Here is a 22,883-nt window from a genome sequence, read left to right as displayed (position 1 = left end):
TCACCGGCAGGTGAGGTCCTGATCGGGGCGGGTGCCGTCGCGCAGGAAGCGTTCGACGGCCGCGTTGGCGCAGGCGTTCGGCGAGGGGTAGGCGCCATGGCCGCCCGCGTCGACGGTGATCATGCGGGCGCGGTCGCCGTACGCCCCGCGCAGATTGAGCGCGCCGCTGTAGGGCGTGGCCACATCCCGCAGATTCTGGACGAGCAGCACATTGGCGGGACCGTTCGAGTCGACGACTGTCTTCGCGGCCGGCGGGTAGGGCCAGAACGCGCACGGGGAGACATTCTGCGGCAGTCCGGCCGTGAGCGGATCCTCCGCGCGACTGCGCATGACCGCGTCGGCATAGTCGGAAAGCTTTGTCGGCCACGCGGAATCATTGCAGATGGTGCCCACCGCGACGGCGGTGCGCTGCTGGAGCAGAGGTTCGGGCGGCGCGGGCTGCGGATCGGGCAGCGTGGCCGAGGTTCGCGCGGCGCGAATCACCCGCGCCAGCGCGGGGAAGGCCGCATCGCGATAGAGCGCGTCCAGTAGCGCTTGCCGCAGCCCGTTGCCGGTCAACCGTCCCGTCTCCGATCCCGGCCAGGGCAGCGGATCGCGATCGAGTCGCGCTGCCAGGCCGAGGAATTCGCCGAGCATGGCCTCCGGTGTATCGACCAGGCGATCGGGATTGCCCGCATCGGCCGCCCAGCGCGCGAAATCCGGGAATCGATCCCGCACGCCCACCGCGTAATTCGCGTTCCATGTCCGCTCCACCCGCTCCGGATCGGGATCGTCATTGCTGTCCAACAGGATTCGATCGGTGCGCCCGCCGAACAGCGTCGCGTAGACCGAGGTCGCGTAGGTGCCGTAGGACTCACCCCACGCGGAGATGCGGTCCTCGCCCAGTGCCGCGCGAATGCGATCCATATCGCGGGCCTCGGTGCGGGTGCCCATGGTGCGCACCAGGGTGCCGCCGTTATCCGCGCAGGCTTTCGCGATGCGCTGCGAGACAGCGATATTCGCCGAGATGTCACCGTCCGGGCTCGGCCAGCCGCGGAACCGCTCCAGCGCCAGATCGGCGCGGTCGATCCGGCAATCGGCGGTGGTGCTCGCGCCGAGTCCGCGCGGATCGAAGCTGACCAGATCATAGGTATCACGCAGTGCGGCAGGGAGTTTCGCGCCCCAGGTGGTCGGCAAATCCAGTCCCGTTCCGCCGGGGCCGCCGGGGACGAGCAGCAGTACGCCGTGCCGCGACTCCGGATGCGCGCTGCGAATCCTGGAGACGGCCAGCGTGATCTGCTCACCCTCGGGATGGTCGTAGTCCAGGGGGACCGAGATAGTGCCGCATTCCTGCCTCGGATCCAGACCACCACCCTGACAGGTATGCCACTCCAGTGCGGTCGCGGCGGGCGCGGTGCGACAGGCCGCGATCGTCGAGACGGACAGAATCGCAAGCGCCGCAAGCGCTCCGACACGATGACTGCTCTTCATATGGCCGACGCTAGGAGCCCTGCGAACTCGGCCGCATCACCCTGCGGAGCCGTTCCCGCCTGGCTCCCGAGTCGCATCCTGGTCATCGCGTGCCCAGGCTCGCGCGGCACTGTTTACCCCGCTCGCGGCGGACAAAAGTAGTGCTCACAGCCGGAACCGATCCGGCAGCGTCAGGAGATTCGAATGAGCGACACCCGTCCCTTCGGCGATACCGGTATGAACCTCACCCCGCTCGGCTTCGGCACCTGGGTGGTCGCGGGATCCGGCTGGCAGTACTCGTGGGGAGCCACCGATGACGCCGAATCCATCGCCGCCATCCGGCACGCCGTGGACAGCGGCCTGAACTGGCTCGATACCGCACCCGCCTACGGTCTCGGCCATGCCGAAACCCTGGTCGGCCGCGCTCTCGCCGAACTGCCCGAGGCCGATCGCCCGTACCTGTTCACCAAGACCGGCCTGATCTGGGAGGAAGGCGACGACCGCTCGGGCCCGCCGCGCCGCATCATGCGCCCGGAAACCATTCGCGCCGAACTGGAATCGTCACTGCGGCGACTGCGCGTCGACCATATCGACCTGTACCAGGTGCACTGGCCGGACACCGGCGCGGTCTTCGTCTACGGCGGCGAGGGTGAGAGCCTGGCCCAGCCCACCCCGCTGGAGGAGTACTGGCAGATCATGGCCGACCTCAAGAAGGAGGGCAAGGTCCGCGCCATCGGACTGTCCAATCACGATGTGGCCGAACTGGATCGAGCCGAGGCGATCGCCCACGTGGACGCCATCCAACCGCCCTTCTCCGCCGTCAACCGCGGCTCCGCTCCCGAAATCGCCTGGGCGCAGGCGCATTCCACCGGCGTGATCGCCTACTCCCCGCTCCAATCCGGCCTGCTGACCGGCGCCTTCACCGCCGACCGCAAGCTCACCGCCGACGATTGGCGTTCCGGCAGCCCGGATTTCACCACCGGCCTGCTCGCCAACCTCGCCCTGGTCGACGCCCTGCGCCCGATCGCCGCCCGCCACGGCGTCACGGTCGCCGAGGTCGCCCTGGCCTGGGTCACCTCCTGGCCCGGCATCACCGGCGCGATCGTCGGAGCCCGCAGCACCACCCAGATCGACGGCTGGACCGGTGCGCTCACCCTCGCCCTGACCCCCGCGGACCTCGACGAGATCGCCACCGCCATCACCACCACCGGCGCGGGCACCGGCCCCGCCCGCCCCTGATCACCACACCTCACGAACGGAACATCTCATGTCCCTGCACGTCGTCGCCGAACTCCGCGCTCTCCCCGAGCATCAGGATCGCCTCCGCACCGCCCTGGAAGCCATGATCGAACCGTCTCTGGCTGAGCCGGATTGCCTGAGCTATCAGCCCTTCGCCAACCCCAACGATCCGGCGCATATGGTCGTGGTCGAGGAGTGGACCGGTGCCGAGGCACTGGAAGACCACTTCACCACCCCGCATTTTCGTCATATCGCGGGCGTGCTCGACGGCATCCTCGCCGAGCCCATGATCATCCGCCGCCTCATCGCCGAATAACCCCGCCGAGGTTTTCCGCCTCACATGCGGGCGCGTCCGGCCCGATCTATGGGTAGGGTCGACGGCATGGTCACGCGGATGAAGACGGCGGTGGTGCTGGTGTGCACCCTGATCGTCGCCGCGTGGGCCGTGCTCTTCCTGGCCGCGGCCGAACCGAATTCGCTCTTCGTACTGGGTGCGGCCGCGCTGGTCGCGCTGACCGCCGCGCTCATCGCGGCGCGCGGCCCGGTACTGCGGACCGCCGTCCACGCCGGACCACCCGAATCGGCGGCCGGACGGCGGCGGGGAGCCTTTCTGCGACAGAGCAATCCGGATGCGGCGGGACGACCGCGGCCGCGAGCGCCCGGGGTGTGCCCGGCCTGATCGTGCGCGCACGATCGGGTCCACCGCTGCCCTGAATCGCTCCACCCGCGCCCGTGCGCGGGTGCCTCGCAGTGAGGTCCCCCATGCTCAACTTCATCTATTACCCGGTATCGGCCGTGCTCTGGTTGTGGCACACCGCTTTCGCGGCGGTGCTCGGCGCATCGAGCGGCCTGGCCTGGGTGCTGGCCATCATCTTCCTGGTGCTGACCCTGCGCGCCCTGCTCATCAAACCGTTCCTGGCCCAGCTGCGCTTCTCCAAGGGCCTGGCCGAAATGCAGCCGCATATCGCGGAGATCAAGCGCAAACATCCGGGCGATCTGCAGAAGCAGAGCGAGGAGATGCGCAAACTCCAGGAGGAGAAGGGCGTCAACATGCTCCTGGGCTGCCTCCCGATAGTCGGCCAAACCCTGGTCTTCATCGGCCTGTACCACGTACTCCGCTCATTCCAGAACCCGAATATCGCGAACTACGTCTTCTCCCCGGAGCAGGTGCAATCGTTCCTTCAGGCCAAACTCTTCAGCGCCCCCTTGGCCTCGACCCTGATGAACGCGGGTGACTCGTTCACTTCCGTTGCGGCCGTGGCCATCCCGCTCATGATCATCGCCGCCGTCGCCACCCATTTCACCGCCCGCTTCACCGTGGAACGCCAGCGCCGCATCGGCACCGAGGTGACCCCGCAGGTGCGGTTGATCAACAACCTCTCCCTGTACGTCTTCCCCCTCGGCGCGATCGCCGCCGGCGCCGTCATGCCGGTCGCGATCCTGCTCTACTTCGTCACCCAGAACGCCTGGACCTTCGCCCAACAACATCTGGTCTACCGCCGTTTCGACGCGGAAGTCCCGGTGCCATAACCGGGCCGTGCCGGTCCTGCGGATAAGCGGTGGCGCCGACCCGATAGTCTGGTACCTGGTCGCGGGCAGTTTCGGCTGTGCGCCGGACCCCTTTGATGATCAGCACAGACAAGGACTTGACAGCGCTATGACAAGCCGCATCGAGCTCGCCCGCGTGGATCTGCGCGGACGTACTCCCACTGCTGCCGAACTGCGCGCGGCTCTGCCGCGTGGGGGCGTCGACGTGGACTCGGTGCTGCATCATGTGCGACCGGTCGTGGAGGCCATTCGCGATCGAGGTGTCGAGGCGGCGATCGAGTTCAGCGAGAAGTTCGACGGGGTGCGGCCGGTATCGGTGCGGGTGCCCGCCGCCGAACTCGAGCAGGCCCTGGCCGAACTGGATCCGGCCGTGCGGACCGCGCTCGAGGTCGCCATCGAGCGCACCCGCAAGGTGCACGGCGATCAGCGGCGCAGCGATAAGACCACCGAGGTGGTGCCCGGCGGCACCGTGACCGAGCGGTGGGTTCCGGTCGAGCGGGTCGGGCTGTACGTGCCCGGCGGCAATGCCGTCTACCCGTCGAGCGTGGTCATGAATGTGGTCCCCGCGCAGACCGCGGGCGTGGATTCACTCGTGGTGGCCTCACCGCCGCAGGCGCAGTTCGGCGGACTGCCGCACCCGACGATTCTGGCGGCCGCACAGCTGCTCGGGGTCGAAGAGGTGTGGGCGGTCGGCGGCGCGCAGGCGGTCGCACTGCTGTCGTACGGCGGTATCGATACCGATGGCGCGCAGCTGGAACCGGTCGACATGATCACCGGGCCGGGCAATATCTATGTGACCGCGGCGAAGCGGCTCTGCCGCGGACTGGTCGGCATCGATGCCGAGGCCGGGCCCACCGAGATCGCGATCCTGGCCGATGCCACCGCCGATCCGGCACATGTGGCCGCCGATCTGATCTCGCAGGCCGAACACGATGTGCTGGCCGCGAGCGTGCTCGTCACCGACAGCCTGGAATTGGCCGATGCCGTGGACAAGGCGCTCACCGCGCAGATGGCCGTGGTCAAGCACCACGATCGGGTCACCGAGGCGCTGACCGGTAAGCAGTCCGGCACCGTGCTCGTCGATGACATCGCGCAGGGCCTGCGCGTGGTGAACGCCTATGCGGCCGAACACCTGGAGATCCAGACCGCCGATGCCGCCGCCGTCGCCGCCCGGGTGCGCAGTGCCGGAGCGGTTTTCGTCGGCGCGTGGTCCCCGGTCAGCCTCGGCGACTACTGCGCGGGTTCCAATCACGTGCTGCCCACCGCCGGATGTGCCCGGCACTCTTCGGGTTTGAGCGTGCAGACCTTCCTGCGCGGCATCCACGTCGTGGACTACTCCGAAGCGGCGTTGAAAGACGTTGCCGGACACGTGGTCGCGCTGGCCAACGCCGAGGATCTGCCCGCACACGGCCAGGCCGTACAGGTGCGATTCGGAGAACTGTCGTGAACGCCGTGACCGTCCCCGGATCCGCTGTCTCGCTGGACGATCTGCCGCTGCGCGAGAACCTGCGCGGTAAGAGTCCCTACGGCGCACCGCAATTGACGGTGCCGGTACAGCTCAATACCAATGAGAACCCGCACCCGCCGAGTAAGGCGCTCGTCGACGATGTGGCCGAATCCGTTCGCGCCGCGGCCGCCGACCTGCACCGCTACCCGGACCGCGATGCCGTCGGCCTGCGCACCGATCTCGCCGCCTACCTGACCCGGCAGACCGGCGTCGCGGTGGACGTGTCGAATGTGTGGGCCGCCAATGGATCCAATGAGATCCTGCAGCAGCTGCTGCAGGCGTTCGGCGGACCCGGCCGCAGCGCACTGGGTTTCGTGCCCTCGTATTCGATGCACCCGATCATCTCCGAGGGCATCGACACCGAGTGGATCGAAGCCAAGCGCAATGGCGACTTCTCCCTCGATATCGACTACGCCGTCATGGCGATCGCCGATCGCCGCCCCGACGTGGTGTTCGTGACCAGCCCCAATAATCCGACGGGCCACAGCATTCCGGTCGCGGACCTGGAGCGCATCCTCGATGCCGCACCCGGCATCGTGGTGGTGGACGAGGCGTACGGGGAGTTCTCCAGCGCGCCCAGCGCCATCTCGCTGATCGACCGGTTCCCGGCGAAACTCGTTGTCAGCCGGACCATGTCGAAGGCGTTCGCCTTCGCGGGCGGGCGACTCGGTTACCTGGTCGCCGCACCCGCGGTCATCGACGCCATGCTGCTGGTGCGCCTGCCGTACCACCTGTCCGTGGTCACCCAGGCCGCGGCGCGGGCGGCACTGCGGCATGCCGACGAAACCCTGGGCAGCGTCGCGGAATTGGCGGCGCAGCGCGATCGGGTGATGGCGGCGCTCACCGATATGGGTTACGACGTCATCCCCTCCGATGCCAACTTCGTACTCTTCGGCCGCTTCGCCGACGCCCCCCGTGCCTGGCAGCACTACCTCGACGAGGGCGTGCTCATTCGCGATGTCGGCATTCCGGGGTATCTGCGCACCACCATCGGCCTGGCCGCCGAGAACGACGAATTCCTGCGCGTCAGCGCGAAACTTGTTGCGACCGAAACGGTTGCCCGATGAGCACGGAGGCAAGCCTCCCGATGAACACGGAAGCGAGCATGGACCGAATCGCCCGGGTGGAACGCACCACCCGTGAATCGAGCATCGTGGTCGAGTTGAACCTCGACGGCTCCGGTAAGACCGATATCTCCACCGGCGTCCCGTTCTACGATCACATGCTCACCGCGTTCGGCCAGCACGGCAGCTTCGATCTGACCGTGCAGGCCAAGGGCGATATCGAGATCGAGGCGCACCACACGGTCGAGGACACCGCCATCGTGCTCGGCCAGGCGCTGGCGCAGGCGCTCGGCGATAAGAAGGGCATTCGCCGCTTCGGTGACTCCTTCATCCCCATGGACGAAACCCTCGCGCAGGCCATCGTCGACGTCTCGGGCCGCCCGTACTGCGTGCACACCGGCGAGCCGGAACACATGCTGCACACCGTGATTCCGTCCGTCGGGGCCGGTGCCTCGTACTCCACGGTCATCAATCGCCATGTCTTCGAATCGATCGCGCTCAACGCGCGCATCGCGCTGCACGTGCGGGTGCTGTACGGCCGCGATCAGCATCACATCACCGAGGCCGAATTCAAGGCTGTGGCAAGGGCTTTGCGCGCCGCCGTGGAATACGACCCGCGCGTGACCGGCATCCCGTCCACCAAGGGGACGCTATGAGCACGAAACTCGCACTGCTGGACTATGGTTCGGGCAACTTGCACTCGGCCGAGCGCGCGCTGGTGCGCGCCGGGGCCGAGGTCACCGTCACCGCCGATCCCGAGATCGCCTTGAACGCGGACGGTCTTGTGGTGCCGGGCGTCGGCGCGTACGCGGCCTGCATGTCGGGGCTGCTGGGGGTGCGTGGCGATCGCATCATCGGTAAGCGGCTCGCGGGCGGCCGTCCGGTGCTGGGCATCTGCGTCGGCATGCAGATCCTGTTCGAGCGCGGTGTCGAATTCGGTGTCGAAACCGACGGCTGCGGTGAATGGCCCGGTGTCGTAGAGCGTTTGGACGCGCCCGTGCTCCCGCATATGGGCTGGAACACCGTCAAGGCTCCGGCGGACAGTGTGCTGTTCGCGGGCATGGACGCGGACACCCGCTTCTATTTCGTGCACTCCTACGCCGCCCAGAACTGGGAACTCACCGATGACGGCCCGCTCGCCCCGGCCAAACTGACCTGGGCCGAGCACGGTGTCCCGTTCCTGGCGGCGGTGGAGAACGGTCCGCTGAGCGCCACCCAGTTCCATCCGGAGAAGTCCGGCGACGCCGGTGCTCAGCTACTGCGCAACTGGGTCAACTCGCTCTGACATCGCGTATCGGCATCCGAAACCCCCGCTGTCGGCGGGGGTTTCGTGTTTCAGCGGGACGACTGCGATCGGCGCGTGACTGGAACGTTGGCCCCACCAACAAGAGGGGTACTTTGCCCGCATGGACATCGCGCCCGCAGGAGCCTCCGGCCGCCTCCGCGCCCTCCCGACCCGCCTGGTCGGCCAGGTCGCGATCCTGGCCAGCCGCGCCACCGAACGCGCCCTCGAACCCACCGGTTCGCGCCGCTACCACTACGCCCTGCTCGCCACCGTCGATGAAACCGGTCCCCTGAGTCAGGCCGAGGTCGGTCGCCGCACCGGGATCGACCGCAGCGATATCGTCGCCGCCGTGAACGCTCTCTCCGATCGCGGCTACCTCACCCGCACGCCGGATCCGGCCGATCGCCGCCGCAATACCCTCACCCTCACCGCCGCCGGACGCGCCCACCTGCACGACCTCGACACCCGTCTCGAAGCCGCGCAGACCGAACTGCTGCCCGGCTTCACCGCCGCCGAACGCGCCAACTTCGTCCTCACCCTGACCCGCATCCTGGAACTACACGCCCGCAACTGAATCGGCGGCAGTACGGGCCGACGCCGAGGCGGTGACCGGTAACTACTAGGATGCTTGCGTGAGTCTTGTGCTGCTACCTGCCGTCGATGTCGCCAATGGTGAGGCCGTGCGCCTGGTTCAGGGGGAGGCGGGCAGCGAAACCAGTTATGGTTCGCCGCGCGACGCCGCCCTGGCCTGGCAGAACGACGGCGCCGAATGGGTGCATCTGGTGGATCTGGATGCCGCGTTCGGCAAGGGATCCAATCGGGAACTGCTGGCGGATGTCATCGGTGAGCTCGATGTGAAGGTGGAGCTGTCCGGCGGTATCCGCGATGACGAATCGCTGAAGGCCGCGCTCGCCACCGGGTGCGCGCGGGTCAACCTGGGCACCGCCGCGCTGGAGAATCCGGAATGGTGCCGGCGCGCCATCGGTGAGTACGGCGACAAGATCGCGGTCGGCATGGATGTGAAGCTCATCGACGGTGAATACCGGCTGCGCGGGCGCGGCTGGGTCAGCGACGGCGGCGATCTGTGGGAGGTGCTCGAGCGCCTCGAACGCGATGGCTGCTCGCGCTACGTGGTCACCGACGTCAGCAAGGACGGCACGCTGACCGGGCCGAATCTGGTGCTGCTGCGCGATGTCGCCAATGCCACCGACTCGCCGGTCGTCGCCTCGGGCGGCGTCTCCACCATCGACGATCTGCTCGCCATCGCCACCCTCACCGAGGACGGCGTCGAAGGCTCCATCATCGGCAAGGCCCTGTACGCGGGCCGGTTCACCCTGCCCGAAGCCCTCGCCGCGGTGCGCTGAACCAGATGGCCGCCGAACTCGCCGAGCTGCTCACCATCGCCCGTGATGTACTCGACGCCGCCGCACCGCGTTTCGTGGAAGGCGTCGGCGCGCCCAGCGCGGTCGAGAAGGGGCGCAACGATTTCGCGACCGAACTCGATCTGGAGCTGGAACGCGCCATTTCCGAGCAGCTGACCGAGCGCACCGGATTCCCGGTGCACGGTGAGGAATTCGGCGGCCCCCAGCTCACCAGCGGTACCGCGTGGGTGCTGGATCCGATTGACGGCACCTTCAATTACTCTGCGGGACATCCGCTTTCGGGGATGCTGCTGGCGCTGGTGCGGGACGGCGAACCGGTCATCGGCTTGACCTGGCTGCCCGGGCTCAATCAGCGCTACGCCGCCACCGTGGACGGGCCGGTACTGCTGAACGGGCAGCCGCTGCCGAAACTGGCGCACGGCAAGCTCTCCAGCGCCATGATCGGCTTCGGGGCCTTCAATATCGATGGGGCGGGCCGTATTCCGGGAATCTTCCGCTTCAACCTGTTGGGTGCGCTGAGCCGGTTGTCGGGGCGCGTCCGCATGCACGGTTCGACGGGAATCGACTTGGCATACACCGCATCCGGCGTGTTGGGTGGAGCGGTCGTCTTCGGACACCATCCCTGGGACAACGCCGCGGGCGTGGCCCTGGTGCGGGCCGCGGGCGGCGTGGTCACCGATCTGCTGGGCCGCGACTGGACCATCGAATCCAAGTCGGTGCTGGCCGCCGCGCCCGGCGTGCACGAGGAACTACTGGACATGATCGGCGACACCGTCAGGGCCGCCGACATATCCGAGGAAAGGTAGAGCAATGACGTTGGCAGTGCGCGTAATCCCGTGCCTGGACGTGGACGCCGGCCGCGTGGTCAAGGGCGTCAACTTCGAAAACCTGCGTGACGCGGGCGATCCCGTCGAACTCGCCGCCACCTACGACGCCCAGGGCGCGGACGAACTCACCTTCCTCGACGTCACCGCCTCCACCGGCGACCGCGGCACCATGATCGACGTGGTGACCCGCACCGCCGAACAGATCTTCATCCCCCTCACCGTCGGCGGCGGCGTCCGCACCGTCGCCGATGTGGACCGCCTGCTGCGCGCGGGCGCGGACAAGGTCTCGGTCAACACCGCCGCCATCGCCAATCCCGATGTGCTGCGCGAAATGTCGGAACGCTTCGGCTCCCAGTGCATCGTCCTCTCGGTCGACGCCCGCACGGTGCCCGAAGGCCAGCCCGCCACCCCCTCCGGCTGGGAAGTCACCACCCACGGCGGCAAACGCGGCACCGGCATCGACGCCGTCGAATGGGCAATCCGCGGAGCCGAACTCGGTGTAGGCGAGATCCTGCTCAACTCCATGGACGCCGACGGCACCAAAGCGGGCTTCGACCTCACCATGATCCGCGCCGTCCGAGCCGCCGTCTCCGTCCCCGTCATCGCCTCCGGCGGCGCGGGCAAGGTCGAGGACTTCGCCCCCGCCGTCCAAGCGGGCGCCGACGCCGTCCTCGCCGCCAGCGTCTTCCACTTCGGCGACCTCACCATCGGCGAGGTCAAAGACGCCATGCGCACCGAGGGCATCACCGTCCGCTGACCCGCATCACCCCGAGCGTGTCCTCCCCAGGACCGCACCCCCTTTCGGAATGATTGCACCGGCACCACGCCGCCGCATACCACCGAGGGGGAGCTATGCCCGACCACGATCCGCAGCCGACTCCATCCGACCCGGCCGCCGCCGAGCCGAATGCCGAACCGGGCGGCCCCAGCATCAGCCCCGAACCCGGTTCGACGTCGAAATCGACTGTGTCGTCGATCGATTCGGGGCGCGGCTCCGAATCGGACGCTGAGGCCCCGGCTGCTGAATCCGGTCGGCGGACGCCTGCCGTCCTGGGCATGTTCGGTGCCGGACTGGTTATCGGGGGGACCGTACTGGCGCTCTACAGTCGATTCGGAGCGGCGACTCGGAATCTGGGCGACCGGTGGGCATCCGGGCGAGATGTGTTCGGCGAGTTCGCGCTGCCGTTCGCGACGGTACCGGAGCGGTGGTCCGGCCTCGCGCTCATCTGGGGTTTGATCCTGGTGGTCGTCATCGCGGATCTATTGCGCCGCAGCCGAACCGAGCGCCCTGACCGGGCTGTCAGCGCCTGGGCGCTGGTGCTGGGGGTCGCCGTGGTGAACCTGAGCTGGTACGCGGTCACCCAGCATATGCCCGGTGTGCTGACCGGGGCGCGGTTCGAGTACCCGCTGTTCCCGCGACTGCCGACCGCTGCCGGTGCGATCGCTCTGATCCTCTGCGGCACAGTGCTTCTCATCGGTCTACTGCGCCCCGCGACCGTGCGCGCCGCCGAACGGCGGCATCTGGTTCTCGGGCTCGGTGCCGGGATCCTCGTCAGCGCACTGGTAGCCGCGGTGTCGATCCACGCCGGTAACGACGGTACTCGGATCGATCATGTCACCGCCGCGTCGATCCCGGTTCCGGCTATCCCGGCCACGCTGGGCGCGGAGCGGTATCGCGTTTCGCTGCCGCTCAGTGCCGATGGTAAGAGCCTCGCCGGAATGGTCATCGCCGGAACCGGTTTCGTGATCGCCACCGAGACCGGACTGGTCGCCTACGACGGTACGACCGGTGCGGCGCGCTGGCACTACCGACGCTCGAACGTGCCGGTGGATGGTCAGTCGGGCGTCGCCTACATCGCGGACTCGCTGATGTCACTCGAAGGCGGATCGGTGGTGCTCGCCCAGTGGCGCAATGGCGGCTTGACGGCCTTCGACGCCGTCACAGGCGAATTACTGTGGGGCGAATCGGAATTCGCGGATCTGGCGTTCGGAAAGGAACGCTGGCCCGCGTGGCGGGAACGTGGCTGGAGCGGGCCGGTGGCACTGCTCGCCACCGACGAAACCCATATCGCTCGGTATGCGGCCCGGAGCGGAAAACGCCTGTGGTCCACCGAAGTCTGCGAGGGCGCGGGCCTGGATGACGTGATCAGCACCGACGCGGCGATCTACCGAATCGCGAAATGCCCGTTCCGACTCGACGGCGGTGTGCTCGCCGCGCGACTGGTGGTTACCGCGCTCGATCCCGTGACCGGGTCGATCCTGGCCGAACGTGAGCTCGCACGGGCAACCCGCAGGGGCGAGCTGGGGTCGATCATCACGCACCTGGCGGGTGCGGTGCTCATCGATTTCCACGCCGGGAACGGCCCGCGGCAGCGGATTCTCATCGATAAGCCCGAACATCTGATCAGCGCCCCGATCGTGAGATCGGCGGGGTCGAATGTCCTGGCCGTCGACCCGACCGGCACCGACATGCTGATCCAGCCGGAGACCGACCCCGACGAGCCCGTCGTGCTGGAGATTCGCAGGGTCGCGGACGGGTCGGCGGTCAACCGCCTCCAGGTGCCCGACCATTCGAACATCGCCGCGTCCGACGACCTGTTCCTGTCCGATGAACTGGTGGAAGCCACCCGCTACCGGTCCGATCTCCGGCTCTACACCGAAGTGCGGGCGTGGCGGCGCACCGACGGCACGCCCGTTGCCGGCGTGCCGATCACCAGGGATGGCATACGCTGCTCCGGCATCACACCACTGTCCGTTCCGGGCGCGACGCTGGTGCCGTGCGTCACTGACACCGGGGCCGACCTGGTCGGATTCCGGCCGAACGGCTAGCCGCGCGCGGACGGGGTCGTTCACCCTGTTATAACCGAGGGATGAGTCTCGATCCCGCTATCGCCGCCCGTCTCAAGCGCAATGAGGATGGGTTGTTCGCGGCTGTCGCGCAGGAGCGCGGTACCGGGGATGTGCTGATGATGGCCTGGATGGATGATGAGGCGCTGGCTCGGACGCTGGAGACGCGTAAGGGGACGTACTATTCGCGGTCGCGGCAGCAGTACTGGGTGAAGGGGGAGACCTCGGGGCATACGCAGTATGTGCATGAGGTTCGGCTCGACTGCGATGGGGATACCGTGCTGCTGATCGTGGATCAGGAAGGCGCGGCCTGCCATACGGGGACGCACACCTGCTTCGATACCGATGTGCTGCTCGCCCGGGGCGATCAGCTGCTCTAATCCAGGTGGCTGTTGGGGCGGCCGGAGCGGCCGACGCCGCGGGCCATGCCCTTGTCGAGTTGCTGGAGAAGCGCCTCGCCGAGTTCGAGCAACTCTTTGGTCTGGTCTTTGTCGAGTCCGTCGAAGACCAGACCGCGTACGCATTCCAGGTATCCGGGGGCGGCCTCGGTGACCTTCTGGAAGCCCGCGTCGGTGAGTACGGCCTGTGCGCCGCGTCGTCCGGAGATGGAGACGCGTTCGGCCCAGCCCAAACGCTCGAGCTTGGAAATCACATGGGAGAGACGCGATAGCGATGCGTTTGCCTTTTGCGCAAGCTCACTCAGTTGCAACCGGTGGCCTGGTTCTTCGGAGAGCAGAGTCATCACGAAGTATTCGAAATGGGTAATCCCGGACTCACGTTGAAGCTGGGTATCCAGTGCAGCGGGGAGTCGGGTGGTCAGCGCGATGACGGTTCGCCACGCTCGCTGTTCCATGGGATTCAACCACTTTGTCACCGTGCCAGCCCTCTCGTAGCAGCCAAGTGACATGTTGTGCTGGCCAGTCCGGCGGTTGGTGGAGCATCAACAGCGAGTCACCCGCAAAGCAAAGTTTGCCACGATTTCGCTCGTCAGTCACGGTGTTCATGAATGACGTGACATCCATCACGCGTGTCGCACGGCGAAATCAGTACGCGCCGGGTTCCGCGGGATTTGGCGGCGTATCGGCGGACACGCGCGGCTTTTCCGGAACCGGCTGTTGCTTCGCGGCGCGATTCTTCCGGATTCGCCTGCGCACCAAGAGAAATGCCACACCCAGGAACACCACCGCGGCCGCGATCGCACCCGCCAGCGCGGCCCCGCGAAATGCGGGCGCGTCGACATCCATAATCCGCTGACCGGCGTGTGCGGCATTGGAACTGCCGAGTACGACGGTCAGCGTCATCAAATTCGGGATGGCGGCAATGAGAGCGAGAACGGCCGAAGCGCCCGCAATAAACGGACCGCTCCGTTTCCGCCAGGTCATTCCCGCGATCAACAGCAGAAAAAGCGGCAGAAAGGTACAAACCGCACCCATCGACAAACCGGTCCAGATGCCCTTGGAGAAACTGCCGTGCACCATTTCCGCGATCCGCTGCGCCCACCAGCGCGGAATGAACGCCGCCAGAATGAGATACGACAACCACAGCACCACCGCCGCGATAACCAGCGCGATGATGCGATTGCGCCACGTGACGAACGAGGATCGCTTGCGCTCCGGCACGGTCTCGCTGGGCGTAGTCATAGCCCAAGCGTATGCCGCGCCACGCGACGCGGCAGTGAGCGCCACTCCGGACCAACCGGACGCGACGGACGAACCGAAGCGCCGCGGCGGGTGCGGGGCCTCGAATCAGCTACGCGCGCGCAGGAACTCCAGTGCCTCATCCGCGTGCACATTGGCGCGCAGCTCGCTGTTGATCACCTTGGCGATGCTGCCGTCGGGATCGATGATGAAGGTGGTGCGCTTGACCGGCATGAGCGGGCCGAGCAGTCCGCGCTTCACTCCGAATTCGGCCGCGACCTTCGCACCCTTGTCCGACAGCAGCGGGTAGCCGAGCCCCTGCTTCTGCGCGAACCCGGACTGCACCTCGACATCATCGGCGCTGATCCCGACGCAGGACGCGCCCAGGGCCTTGAATTCGCCTGCCAGATCCCGGAAGTGGCACGCCTCGGCGGTGCACACCGGGGTGTTGGCGGCGGGGTAGAAGAAGAGCACCACGGGACCATCCGCGAGCAGTGACTCGAGGGAACGCACGGTGCCGGACTGATCCGGAAGCTCGAACTTCGGGGCGAGCTGGCCTGGCTTCATACGCAGCAGATTACGTGATTACCTTCGCGCACGAATCAGCCCGTGGACGGACCTGTCTGTACGGTCCGGCCGCGGGCCGTTTTCGGAACTTCGGGAACGCCCCTGGGTCAGACACCGATGAGCGCGGCGACCTCAGGGTTCTTGATATCCATGACATCGAGAATGCCGTGTGCCCGCAGGAACGGCTTGAGCTCACGAAGACGCTCGGTGTGCTCGGCGTACTCGTCCGGGAAGTTGCGCGGATCGAGCGCCTCCAGGGCCTTCACATAGGTGACGAACGAGGCGATGGCGCTGTACTTACCGCCGACCTGCTGACCACCCTGCTGGTGATTCATATTCATCATCCGCGGCGGTTGACCGGGCATACCCTGGCCGACCTGCGGAGCAGCGTGCCGTGGACCCTCCGGAGCTACCGGTTGCGAGGGGTACATCTGTGTTGAACTCCTCTCGATTGGGATACCGCGTGCGACCTCTCCATCTGCTGGAGGAGCAGATTGATCTGCTGAAAGCGCAGATTGCCGCGAGCGTAGTGATGACCGCACCGAGTATTCGCCGCCGGAGGGGTCCTGGCTGGGCGGGGATGGCCAATTCAATTTCCCGTTGTGTCGCCTGGAATGATGGGGCAATGCCCAGCGCGTCGAACCCCTCCACCACCTCCCGCGAACAGTTCCGGTTGCTCGCGGCCGATCATCGGGTTGTGCCGGTGATTCGAAAGGTGTTGGCGGACTCGGAGACTCCACTCTCGGCCTACCGCAAACTGGCCGCCGACCGGGCCGGGACCTTCCTGCTCGAATCCGCCGAAAACGGGCGCTCCTGGTCGCGATGGTCGTTCATCGGCGCGGGTAGTCCGACCGCGCTGAGCGTGGTCGACGGTGAGGCGGCCTGGCTCGGGCAGAGTCCGGCCGACGCGCCCGCCGGTGGCGACCCGCTGGTCGCGCTGCGTGAAACCCTGGAATTGCTGCGCACCGAACGCCTGCCCGGTCTGCCGCCTTTGACCGGTGGCATGGTCGGCTACCTCGGCTATGACGCCGTGCGCCGGATGGAACGCCTGCCCGCGCTCGCCGCCGATGATCTGGAACTGCCGGAGATGGTGCTGCTGCTGGCCACCGATCTGGCCGCCTTCGACCATCACGAGGGCGCGATCACCCTCATCGCCAATGCCGTCAATTGGAACGGCACCGATGATCGCGTCGACGAGGCGTACGACGACGCCGTGGCCCGGCTCGATCGCATGACCGAAGCCCTTGCCGCCCCGGCCGAATCCACCGTCTCGGTATTCGACCGCCCCGAACCGAACTTCCGCCGCCAGCGCACCTCCGAGGAATTCGGTGCGGGCGTGCGCCGCCTGGTCAAGGAGATCGAGGCGGGCGAGGCGTTCCAGGTGGTGCTGTCGCAGCGCTTCGAGATCGAATACGGCGGGACGCCGATCGACCTGTATCGCATGCTGCGCGCGTCGAATCCGAGCCCGTACATGTATCTCATGCACATTCCGGACGGTTCCGGCGGCACCGCGTTCTCCATCGTCGGCTCCAGCCCGGAATCGCTGGTGACGGTCAAGGATGGCATCGCGACCACGCATCCCATCGCGGGCACGCGCTGGCGCGGGACCACCGAGGAGGACGATCTGCTCCTCGAGAAGGATCTGCTCGCCGATGAGAAGGAGAACGCCGAGCACCTCATGCTCGTCGATCTCGGCCGCAATGACATCGGCCGCGTCTGCGAACCGGGCACCGTGCGTGTCACCGAATACCGGCATATCGAGCGCTACAGCCATGTGATGCACCTGGTTTCGACGGTGTCGGGCCGCCTCGCCGCGGGCAAGGTGGCATTCGACGCGGTGCAGGCGTGCTTCCCCGCGGGCACCCTCTCGGGCGCGCCCAAGGTGCGGGCCATGGAACTCATCGAGGAACTCGAGCCCACCCGCCGCGGTATCTACGGCGGTGTGGTCGGCTATCTCGATTTCGCCGGTGACGCCGATACCGCCATCTGTATCCGCACCGCGCTGCTCAAGAACGGCACGGCGTACGTACAGGCGGGCGCGGGCGTCGTCGCGGACTCCGATCCGGACTACGAGGACGTCGAATCGCGCAACAAGGCGATGGCCGTCCTCAAGGCCGTGGCCGCCGCCGAAACCCTGCGCGCTTACCGCCCGAACGGCAGCACCGATGAGTGATCCGGACCCCGACCCGGAAAAGGCCGTACCGCAGCGGGATTCGGATGACCTGACCGCCGCGTCGGCCGATGCGCAAGCCGCACAGGCGGATGCGCAGGCCGCACAAGCGGATGCGGCGCGGGCCGAAGCCGACGCCGCCGAAGCGAAAGCCGATGCGCGACAAGCCGAGACGGATGGGGCCAAGTCGAAGCCCAGGCCCGTGGGCGCGGCGGCCCTGCTCGCCGTGGCCGCGGCACTGCTGTGGGCCGCGTCGCGGATGACCTGGGTGAGCGTCGAAGTCATCAGTGAACTCGGTCCCGGCCGCACCGATAAACTCGACGGCGGGACCTGGTTCGGCGCGCTGACGCCGCTGGCGCTGGTGCTGCTCGCCACCATCGCGGCGGTTTTCGCCACCAGCGGCTGGCCGCGCCGGATAATCGGCGTGGTGGTGGCGGTTCTCGCCGCCGTGGCCGCCGTACCCGCGTACGCCCTGCTCAAGGGTGCCGGTAAAACGGCGGAGCGGGCCGGTCGGCTGGCGGAATTGCACGACTGGGAACATGTAGGGCAGGCGCAGACCTCGACGCTGCCCGCGGTGCTGACCCTCATCGGCGCGGTGGCGGCGTTCGGAGCCGGTGTGCTGCTGACGCGCATGCCGTCGGCCTCCGCGCCCATGTCCGGAAAATACGACAACCCGGTTTTCCGGAAGTCCGAGGCGGCCGAACAGGTTGCCGAACATCACGCGGTCACGCGCGCCGCGGAATCCGGGTCACAGTCGACCCCGGCGGAGCCGCTGTCGGGCCGTGTCCTGTGGGATGCCCTCGACGCCGGTGCGGATCCGACCGACGATGAAACCAATACCCCTGCCGCACACGATGATCCAGGTAGCGGGAAAACGGGCCATAAGCCCGCGTGAACAGCGGGCCGGAGCAGAGTCGCTCCCGGTTCCGCCCCCGCCGACAGTGACGGGAACATAGCCATTTACTCTTTATCAGCATCGGTGAGACAGCGCCTGGGGGGATTCTCAGGCAGCAAGTCCGTCTCCCCAGAAAGGATTCGAGCCAGATGACGGTACTCGACTCGATTCTCGACGGGGTCCGCGCGGATGTGGCCGCTCGGGAAGCCCTCCTGGATTTTCAGGCAGTAAAGAAGGCCGCCGCCGCGGCGAAATCTCCACGTGACGCCAAGGCTGCGCTGCACGAAGAGGGTATCGGCGTTATCGCCGAGGTGAAGCGGTCTTCTCCTTCCAAGGGCGCCCTGGCCGACATTCCGGACCCGGCCGTGCTGGCCCGTGCGTACGAGGACGGTGGCGCGCGCATCATCAGCGTGCTGACCGAACAGCGTCGCTTCGGTGGTTCGCTCGCGGATCTCGACGCGGTGCGTGCCGCGGTCGACATTCCGATCCTGCGCAAGGACTTCATCGTCGGCCCGTACCAGATTCACGAGGCCCGCGCCCATGGCGCGGACGTGATTCTGCTGATCGTGGCCGCGCTGCCGCAGGACGTGCTGTCCTCGCTCATCGACCGCACCGAATCGCTCGGCATGACCGCGCTGGTCGAGGTGCACACCGAGGAAGAGGCGGATCGCGCCCTCGAGGCCGGCGCCACCGTGATCGGTGTGAACGCCCGCAACCTCAAGACCCTCGAGGTCGATCGGGATGTGTTCGCGCGCATCGCCCCCGGCCTGCCCAGCGATGTCATCCGCATCGCCGAATCCGGTATCCGCGGCACCGCGGACCTGCTGGCCTACGCCGGAGCGGGCGCGGACGCCGTGCTCGTCGGCGAAGGCCTGGTGACCAGCGGCGACCCGCGCGCCGCGGTGGCCGAGCTGGTGACCGCCGGCACCCATCCGTCCTGCCCGAAGCCGGTTCGCCGGGGCCGGTGAAAGAGCCGATGACACAGATCAACGACCTGGGTAAGAACACGCTCGGCCTGCCGCAGGCCAGCGCGGGCGTCGCGCAGCGCAGTGCGCATGAGCCGGATCTCGGCGGGCACTTCGGCGTCTACGGCGGCCGGCATGTGCCCGAGGCGCTCATGGCCGTGATCGAAGAGGTCACCGCCGAATACGACAAGGTGCGCGTCGACCCCAACTTCCTCAATGAGCTGGATCGCTTGCAGCGCGACTACACCGGGCGTCCGTCGCCGGTGTTCGAGTGCAAGAACCTCGCCAAGCACGCGGGTGGCGCTCGCATCGTGCTCAAGCGAGAAGACTTGAACCACACCGGTTCTCACAAAATCAACAATGTGCTCGGGCAGGCGCTGCTGGCCAAGCGTATGGGCAAGACCCGCGTTATCGCGGAGACGGGCGCGGGCCAGCACGGCGTCGCCACCGCCACCGCGTGCGCGCTGCTCGGCCTGGAATGCGTCATCTACATGGGTGCGGTCGATACCGCGCGGCAGGCGCTGAACGTGGCCCGCATGCGGTTGCTCGGCGCCGAAGTCGTCAGTGTGACAACGGGTTCGCAGACGCTCAAGGACGCCATCAACGAGGCGCTGCGGGACTGGGTCACCAATGCCGACGCGACCTACTACTGCTTCGGCACCGCCGCCGGACCGCATCCGTTCCCGCTCATGGTGCGCGACTTCCAGCGCATCGTCGGTATGGAGGCGCGCCAGCAGATCCAGGCGCTGACCGGTCGGCTGCCCGATGCGGTAACCGCCTGTGTCGGTGGCGGTTCCAATGCCATCGGCATCTTCCACCCGTTCATCGATGATGAGGGCGTGCGCCTGATCGGCTACGAGGCGGCGGGCGACGGTGTCGAAACCGGCCGTCACGCAGCCACTTTCGCCGGTGGCCGCCCGGGTGCGTTCCAGGGCGCGTACTCGTACCTGCTGCAGGACGAGGACGGCCAGACCATCGAATCGCATTCGATCTCAGCCGGTTTGGACTACCCGGGCGTCGGCCCGGAGCACGCGCATCTCAAGGACATCGGCCGCGCCGAATACCGGCCCATCACCGATGCCGAGGCCATGGACGCGCTCATGCTGCTGAGCCGCACCGAGGGCATCATCCCGGCCATCGAATCCGCGCACGCCGTCGCCGGTGCGCTGAAGCTGGGCCAGGAATTGGGCGAGGGCGCGATCATTCTGGTCAACCTGTCCGGTCGCGGCGATAAGGATATGGACACCGCCGCCCGCTGGTTCGGGCTCTTCGACAAGACCGAGGAGAACGACAAGTGAGCCAGCAGTCCCGTCTTGCCAATACTTTCGCGGCCTGCCGTGAGGAGAATCGCGCGGCGCTCATCGGTTATCTGCCCGCCGGATACCCGGATTTGCAGGGCAGCATCGACGTCTGCCGCACCATGGTCGAATCCGGTTGCGACGTCATCGAAGTCGGCGTCGCCTACTCCGATCCGGTGATGGACGGACCGACCATCCAGGCCGCCGCCGAACAGGCGCTGCGCGGCGGGATCCGCGTGCGCGATGTGTTCAAGGTCGTCGAGGCGATCAGCCAGGCCGGTGGTAAGGCCGTGGTCATGACCTACTGGAATCCGGTGCTGCAGTACGGCGTCGACACCTTCTCCCGCGATCTCGCGGCGGCGGGCGGTCTCGGCCTGATCACGCCGAACCTGATTCCGGAAGAGGCCGACGACTGGTTCGTCGCCTCCTCCACCTACAACCTGGATCGCATCTTCCTGGTGGCCCCGTCCTCCACCGAAGAGCGCCTGGTCAAGACCTTGGAAGCCTCGCGCGGATTCGTCTACGCGGCCTCCACCATGGGCGTCACCGGCGCTCGTGACGCGGTCTCGGATATGGCCCCGGCCCTGTGCGCCCGCGTCCGCGCGCATTCGGATATTCCGATCGGCGTCGGCCTGGGTGTGCGCAATGGCGCGCAGGCGGCCGAAATCGCTTCCTACGCAGACGGAGTCATCGTCGGCTCGGCGCTGGTGAGCGCCGCCGCCCAGGGCCTGGGCGCGGTCCGCACCCTCACCGAGGAACTCGCCCTCGGCGTCCGCTCGGCCGCCGTGGCTTCCTGACGAACCAGCAAAAGCGCAGGGCCCGCACCGAATTCGGTGCGGGCCCTGCGCGGCTGTGGGCCGGGCCCGTCCCTCGGAGGGGGCGAGCGGTGGCCGGGCCGCGGTGGGGTGTTGTTCGCCGAGGTGTCGGCGGCGCGCCACCCGGGCCACATGCCTTCCCAGCTGATTCCGCTACGGTGGGCGCGTGACCATACGAGCCCTGGCCGACCGAGTTCCGGCCTCCGACGTGCTGGCCTACATTCCCAGTCCGCCTCGCGGCGTATGGGATATCGGACCGTTCCCGCTGCGGGCCTACGCCATCTGCATCATCCTCGGTATCGTCGCGGCCATCTGGCTGGGGGAGAAGCGGTGGCAGCAGCGCGGCGGGCAGCAGGGCATGGTGCTGGATGTGGCCATGTTCGCGGTGCCGCTGGGTCTGATCGGCGGCCGGCTCTATCACGTGGCCACCGACTGGTCGACGTACTTCGGTCCCGGCGGTAAGGCGGGGGACTGGTGGAAGATCTGGCAGGGCGGCCTCGGCATCTGGGGTGCGGTGCTGCTGGGCGCGCTCGGCGCGTGGATCGGCTGCCGCATCTACAAGATCCCGCTGCCCGCGTTCGGTGACGCCATCGCGCCGGGCATTCTGCTCGCGCAGGGCATCGGGCGACTCGGCAACTACTTCAATCAGGAGTTGTTCGGCCGCACCACCACCATGCCGTGGGGTCTGGAGATCTACGACCGCTTCAACACCCACGGTGATCCGGATCTGATGAACGGCATCGCCTCGGGTCCGCCGGTCAAGATCGTGCAGCCGACCTTCCTGTACGAGCTGATCTGGAATCTGCTCGGCGTGGCGATCCTGCTGTACGTGGATCGCAAGTTCAAGATCGGGCACGGGCGACTGTTCGCGCTGTACGTGGCGATCTACTGCTTCGGGCGCTTCTTCGTGGAGCTGCTGCGTGATGATCACGCCACCCATATCGCCGGGATCCGGATCAACTCGTTCACCGCGGCGATCGTATTCCTGTGCGCCATAGCGTATTTCGTCTTCGCGACCAAGGGGCGCGAGACGCCGGACCAGGTGCGAGCCGGTGTGCTGCGGCCGTGGCCGTGGCAGTTCTCCGCCCTGCGTAAGTACGGCGCGGGCACCGGGGTCGCGGCGGCCGAGTTCACCACCGCCGATGCCGCCGCGGCCGACACCGCCGCCGACGATGCGGCGGTCGATCTCGAGAAGTCCGATTCGCCTGATCTCGAGAAGGCCGGGTCATCCGAGTCATCCGGGGACCCCGCCACCTCCGATTCCGCTTCGGAAGGCAACGAATCCGCAAAGGTGCGCGATAACTCTTCCGAATCCGGTGAATCCGAACCGGCGGTCACGCTCGACGCGACGAAAACGGTCGACTCGGGCAAGAATGGCTCCTGACCGC

At 67.3% G+C, this 22,883-nt stretch carries 25 protein-coding genes; 20 read left to right on the top strand and 5 right to left on the bottom strand.

Going from position 1 to position 22,883, the window contains the following annotated elements; all coding sequences use genetic code 11:
• Window positions 1-1,470 (bottom strand): alpha/beta hydrolase, encoded by a 1,470-nt coding sequence (locus tag AB0L82_RS29820; protein WP_364643368.1) that lies wholly within the window; start codon window positions 1,468-1,470, stop codon window positions 1-3.
• A gap of 183 nt (window positions 1,471-1,653) precedes the next feature.
• Here AB0L82_RS29820 and AB0L82_RS29815 point away from each other — a divergent pair, with 183 nt between their 5' ends.
• The 14 genes from AB0L82_RS29815 (at window position 1,654) to hisI (ending at window position 13,528) form a co-directional block, all read left to right on the top strand.
• Window positions 1,654-2,688 (top strand): aldo/keto reductase, encoded by a 1,035-nt coding sequence (locus AB0L82_RS29815; protein ID WP_364643365.1) that lies wholly within the window; start codon window positions 1,654-1,656, stop codon window positions 2,686-2,688.
• 28 nt (window positions 2,689-2,716) lie between these two features.
• Entirely contained in the window at window positions 2,717-3,004 is a 288-nt protein-coding gene (locus tag AB0L82_RS29810; RefSeq protein ID WP_364643362.1) for a putative quinol monooxygenase, read from the top strand.
• 66 nt (window positions 3,005-3,070) lie between these two features.
• The gene (locus tag AB0L82_RS29805) at window positions 3,071-3,367 is read left to right on the top strand and encodes a DUF6412 domain-containing protein (protein ID WP_364643359.1); all 297 of its coding nucleotides are present in this window, start codon (window positions 3,071-3,073) and stop codon (window positions 3,365-3,367) included.
• Window positions 3,368-3,450: 83 nt separating this feature from the next.
• Window positions 3,451-4,218 carry a membrane protein insertase YidC gene (gene yidC, locus AB0L82_RS29800; protein ID WP_364643356.1) on the top strand — a complete coding sequence of 256 codons (768 nt, stop codon included), beginning with the start codon at window positions 3,451-3,453 and terminating at the stop codon, window positions 4,216-4,218.
• Between the two features lie 127 nt (window positions 4,219-4,345).
• Window positions 4,346-5,683, top strand: coding sequence for a histidinol dehydrogenase (gene hisD, locus AB0L82_RS29795; RefSeq protein ID WP_364643352.1), 1,338 nt, complete (start codon window positions 4,346-4,348; stop codon window positions 5,681-5,683).
• Window positions 5,680-6,810: a histidinol-phosphate transaminase gene (locus AB0L82_RS29790; protein WP_364643349.1), complete on the top strand. Its 1,131-nt coding sequence runs from the start codon at window positions 5,680-5,682 to the stop codon at window positions 6,808-6,810. Before hisD ends, AB0L82_RS29790 begins: the two co-directional genes overlap by 4 nt.
• 38 nt (window positions 6,811-6,848) lie before the next feature.
• Window positions 6,849-7,463: an imidazoleglycerol-phosphate dehydratase HisB gene (hisB, locus tag AB0L82_RS29785; RefSeq protein WP_364643346.1), complete on the top strand. Its 615-nt coding sequence runs from the start codon at window positions 6,849-6,851 to the stop codon at window positions 7,461-7,463.
• The gene (gene hisH, locus AB0L82_RS29780; RefSeq protein WP_364643344.1) at window positions 7,460-8,092 is read left to right on the top strand and encodes an imidazole glycerol phosphate synthase subunit HisH; all 633 of its coding nucleotides are present in this window, start codon (window positions 7,460-7,462) and stop codon (window positions 8,090-8,092) included. Before hisB ends, hisH begins: the two co-directional genes overlap by 4 nt.
• Before the next feature lie 121 nt (window positions 8,093-8,213).
• The gene (locus tag AB0L82_RS29775) at window positions 8,214-8,666 is read left to right on the top strand and encodes a MarR family transcriptional regulator (protein ID WP_364643341.1); all 453 of its coding nucleotides are present in this window, start codon (window positions 8,214-8,216) and stop codon (window positions 8,664-8,666) included.
• A gap of 58 nt (window positions 8,667-8,724) precedes the next feature.
• Entirely contained in the window at window positions 8,725-9,456 is a 732-nt protein-coding gene (gene priA, locus AB0L82_RS29770) for a bifunctional 1-(5-phosphoribosyl)-5-((5-phosphoribosylamino)methylideneamino)imidazole-4-carboxamide isomerase/phosphoribosylanthranilate isomerase PriA (protein WP_364643338.1), read from the top strand.
• 5 nt (window positions 9,457-9,461) lie between these two features.
• Window positions 9,462-10,280 (top strand): inositol monophosphatase, encoded by an 819-nt coding sequence (locus AB0L82_RS29765; protein ID WP_364643335.1) that lies wholly within the window; start codon window positions 9,462-9,464, stop codon window positions 10,278-10,280.
• A gap of 4 nt (window positions 10,281-10,284) precedes the next feature.
• Entirely contained in the window at window positions 10,285-11,058 is a 774-nt protein-coding gene (hisF, locus tag AB0L82_RS29760) for an imidazole glycerol phosphate synthase subunit HisF (protein ID WP_364643332.1), read from the top strand.
• Window positions 11,059-11,153: 95 nt separating this feature from the next.
• On the top strand, window positions 11,154-13,130 hold the full coding sequence (locus AB0L82_RS29755) for a PQQ-binding-like beta-propeller repeat protein (protein ID WP_364643329.1): 1,977 nt from the start codon (window positions 11,154-11,156) through the stop codon (window positions 13,128-13,130).
• 41 nt (window positions 13,131-13,171) lie between these two features.
• A complete protein-coding gene (hisI, locus tag AB0L82_RS29750) occupies window positions 13,172-13,528 on the top strand; it encodes a phosphoribosyl-AMP cyclohydrolase (RefSeq protein ID WP_364643326.1) in 357 nt (118 codons plus the stop codon).
• On the opposite strand, the gene AB0L82_RS29745 is transcribed toward hisI, so the two are convergent.
• The 4 genes from AB0L82_RS29745 to AB0L82_RS29730 form a co-directional block, all read right to left on the bottom strand.
• Window positions 13,525-14,055 (bottom strand): MarR family transcriptional regulator, encoded by a 531-nt coding sequence (locus AB0L82_RS29745; protein ID WP_364643323.1) that lies wholly within the window; start codon window positions 14,053-14,055, stop codon window positions 13,525-13,527. The genes hisI and AB0L82_RS29745 overlap by 4 nt on opposite strands.
• A 136-nt stretch (window positions 14,056-14,191) precedes the next feature.
• Window positions 14,192-14,788 carry a permease gene (locus AB0L82_RS29740; RefSeq protein WP_364643321.1) on the bottom strand — a complete coding sequence of 199 codons (597 nt, stop codon included), beginning with the start codon at window positions 14,786-14,788 and terminating at the stop codon, window positions 14,192-14,194.
• Between the two features lie 105 nt (window positions 14,789-14,893).
• The gene (locus AB0L82_RS29735) at window positions 14,894-15,352 is read right to left on the bottom strand and encodes a peroxiredoxin (RefSeq protein ID WP_364643319.1); all 459 of its coding nucleotides are present in this window, start codon (window positions 15,350-15,352) and stop codon (window positions 14,894-14,896) included.
• Between the two features lie 107 nt (window positions 15,353-15,459).
• Window positions 15,460-15,687 (bottom strand): hypothetical protein, encoded by a 228-nt coding sequence (locus AB0L82_RS29730; RefSeq protein WP_364643317.1) that lies wholly within the window; start codon window positions 15,685-15,687, stop codon window positions 15,460-15,462.
• 290 nt (window positions 15,688-15,977) lie between these two features.
• Here AB0L82_RS29730 and AB0L82_RS29725 point away from each other — a divergent pair, with 290 nt between their 5' ends.
• The 6 genes from AB0L82_RS29725 (at window position 15,978) to lgt (ending at window position 22,879) form a co-directional block, all read left to right on the top strand.
• The gene (locus tag AB0L82_RS29725) at window positions 15,978-17,525 is read left to right on the top strand and encodes an anthranilate synthase component I (protein ID WP_364643315.1); all 1,548 of its coding nucleotides are present in this window, start codon (window positions 15,978-15,980) and stop codon (window positions 17,523-17,525) included.
• The gene (locus AB0L82_RS29720; protein WP_364643313.1) at window positions 17,518-18,417 is read left to right on the top strand and encodes a TIGR02234 family membrane protein; all 900 of its coding nucleotides are present in this window, start codon (window positions 17,518-17,520) and stop codon (window positions 18,415-18,417) included. The genes AB0L82_RS29725 and AB0L82_RS29720 overlap by 8 nt, the downstream gene beginning before the upstream one ends.
• Window positions 18,418-18,566: 149 nt before the next feature.
• Window positions 18,567-19,385 (top strand): indole-3-glycerol phosphate synthase TrpC, encoded by an 819-nt coding sequence (trpC, locus tag AB0L82_RS29715; RefSeq protein ID WP_067570623.1) that lies wholly within the window; start codon window positions 18,567-18,569, stop codon window positions 19,383-19,385.
• An 8-nt stretch (window positions 19,386-19,393) separates the two neighbouring features.
• Window positions 19,394-20,680 (top strand): tryptophan synthase subunit beta, encoded by a 1,287-nt coding sequence (trpB, locus tag AB0L82_RS29710; RefSeq protein WP_364643310.1) that lies wholly within the window; start codon window positions 19,394-19,396, stop codon window positions 20,678-20,680.
• On the top strand, window positions 20,677-21,477 hold the full coding sequence (gene trpA / locus AB0L82_RS29705) for a tryptophan synthase subunit alpha (RefSeq protein WP_364643308.1): 801 nt from the start codon (window positions 20,677-20,679) through the stop codon (window positions 21,475-21,477). The genes trpB and trpA overlap by 4 nt, the downstream gene beginning before the upstream one ends.
• A 184-nt stretch (window positions 21,478-21,661) precedes the next feature.
• On the top strand, window positions 21,662-22,879 hold the full coding sequence (gene lgt, locus AB0L82_RS29700; protein ID WP_364643306.1) for a prolipoprotein diacylglyceryl transferase: 1,218 nt from the start codon (window positions 21,662-21,664) through the stop codon (window positions 22,877-22,879).
• Window positions 22,880-22,883 lie beyond the last annotated feature (4 nt).

Source organism: Nocardia sp. NPDC052001 (assembly GCF_040680615.1).
GTDB lineage: Bacteria > Actinomycetota > Actinomycetes > Mycobacteriales > Mycobacteriaceae > Nocardia.
Note: the sequence above shows the minus strand (reverse complement) of the source record. Positions and strands in the feature narration are given on the sequence as shown.

What these genes read in the sequence shown, in the direction of transcription:
- AB0L82_RS29720 (WP_364643313.1), top strand. Translation starts at nt 17,518, where the DNA reads ATGAGTGATCCGGACCCCGACCCGGAAAAGGCCGTACCGCAGCGGGAT.
- AB0L82_RS29810 (WP_364643362.1), top strand. Translation starts at nt 2,717, where the DNA reads ATGTCCCTGCACGTCGTCGCCGAACTCCGCGCTCTCCCCGAGCATCAG.
- AB0L82_RS29730 (WP_364643317.1), bottom strand. Translation starts at nt 15,687, where the DNA reads ATGAATCACCAGCAGGGTGGTCAGCAGGTCGGCGGTAAGTACAGCGCC.
- AB0L82_RS29765 (WP_364643335.1), top strand. Translation starts at nt 9,462, where the DNA reads ATGGCCGCCGAACTCGCCGAGCTGCTCACCATCGCCCGTGATGTACTC.
- AB0L82_RS29725 (WP_364643315.1), top strand. Translation starts at nt 15,978, where the DNA reads ATGCCCAGCGCGTCGAACCCCTCCACCACCTCCCGCGAACAGTTCCGG.
- AB0L82_RS29745 (WP_364643323.1), bottom strand. Translation starts at nt 14,055, where the DNA reads ATGTCACTTGGCTGCTACGAGAGGGCTGGCACGGTGACAAAGTGGTTG.
- hisB (WP_364643346.1), top strand. Translation starts at nt 6,849, where the DNA reads ATGGACCGAATCGCCCGGGTGGAACGCACCACCCGTGAATCGAGCATC.
- AB0L82_RS29755 (WP_364643329.1), top strand. Translation starts at nt 11,154, where the DNA reads ATGCCCGACCACGATCCGCAGCCGACTCCATCCGACCCGGCCGCCGCC.
- yidC (WP_364643356.1), top strand. Translation starts at nt 3,451, where the DNA reads ATGCTCAACTTCATCTATTACCCGGTATCGGCCGTGCTCTGGTTGTGG.
- AB0L82_RS29820 (WP_364643368.1), bottom strand. Translation starts at nt 1,470, where the DNA reads ATGAAGAGCAGTCATCGTGTCGGAGCGCTTGCGGCGCTTGCGATTCTG.
- AB0L82_RS29805 (WP_364643359.1), top strand. Translation starts at nt 3,071, where the DNA reads ATGGTCACGCGGATGAAGACGGCGGTGGTGCTGGTGTGCACCCTGATC.
- trpC (WP_067570623.1), top strand. Translation starts at nt 18,567, where the DNA reads ATGACGGTACTCGACTCGATTCTCGACGGGGTCCGCGCGGATGTGGCC.
- trpB (WP_364643310.1), top strand. Translation starts at nt 19,394, where the DNA reads ATGACACAGATCAACGACCTGGGTAAGAACACGCTCGGCCTGCCGCAG.
- hisH (WP_364643344.1), top strand. Translation starts at nt 7,460, where the DNA reads ATGAGCACGAAACTCGCACTGCTGGACTATGGTTCGGGCAACTTGCAC.
- AB0L82_RS29815 (WP_364643365.1), top strand. Translation starts at nt 1,654, where the DNA reads ATGAGCGACACCCGTCCCTTCGGCGATACCGGTATGAACCTCACCCCG.
- hisF (WP_364643332.1), top strand. Translation starts at nt 10,285, where the DNA reads ATGACGTTGGCAGTGCGCGTAATCCCGTGCCTGGACGTGGACGCCGGC.
- hisD (WP_364643352.1), top strand. Translation starts at nt 4,346, where the DNA reads ATGACAAGCCGCATCGAGCTCGCCCGCGTGGATCTGCGCGGACGTACT.
- AB0L82_RS29735 (WP_364643319.1), bottom strand. Translation starts at nt 15,352, where the DNA reads ATGAAGCCAGGCCAGCTCGCCCCGAAGTTCGAGCTTCCGGATCAGTCC.
- AB0L82_RS29775 (WP_364643341.1), top strand. Translation starts at nt 8,214, where the DNA reads ATGGACATCGCGCCCGCAGGAGCCTCCGGCCGCCTCCGCGCCCTCCCG.
- AB0L82_RS29740 (WP_364643321.1), bottom strand. Translation starts at nt 14,788, where the DNA reads ATGACTACGCCCAGCGAGACCGTGCCGGAGCGCAAGCGATCCTCGTTC.
- hisI (WP_364643326.1), top strand. Translation starts at nt 13,172, where the DNA reads ATGAGTCTCGATCCCGCTATCGCCGCCCGTCTCAAGCGCAATGAGGAT.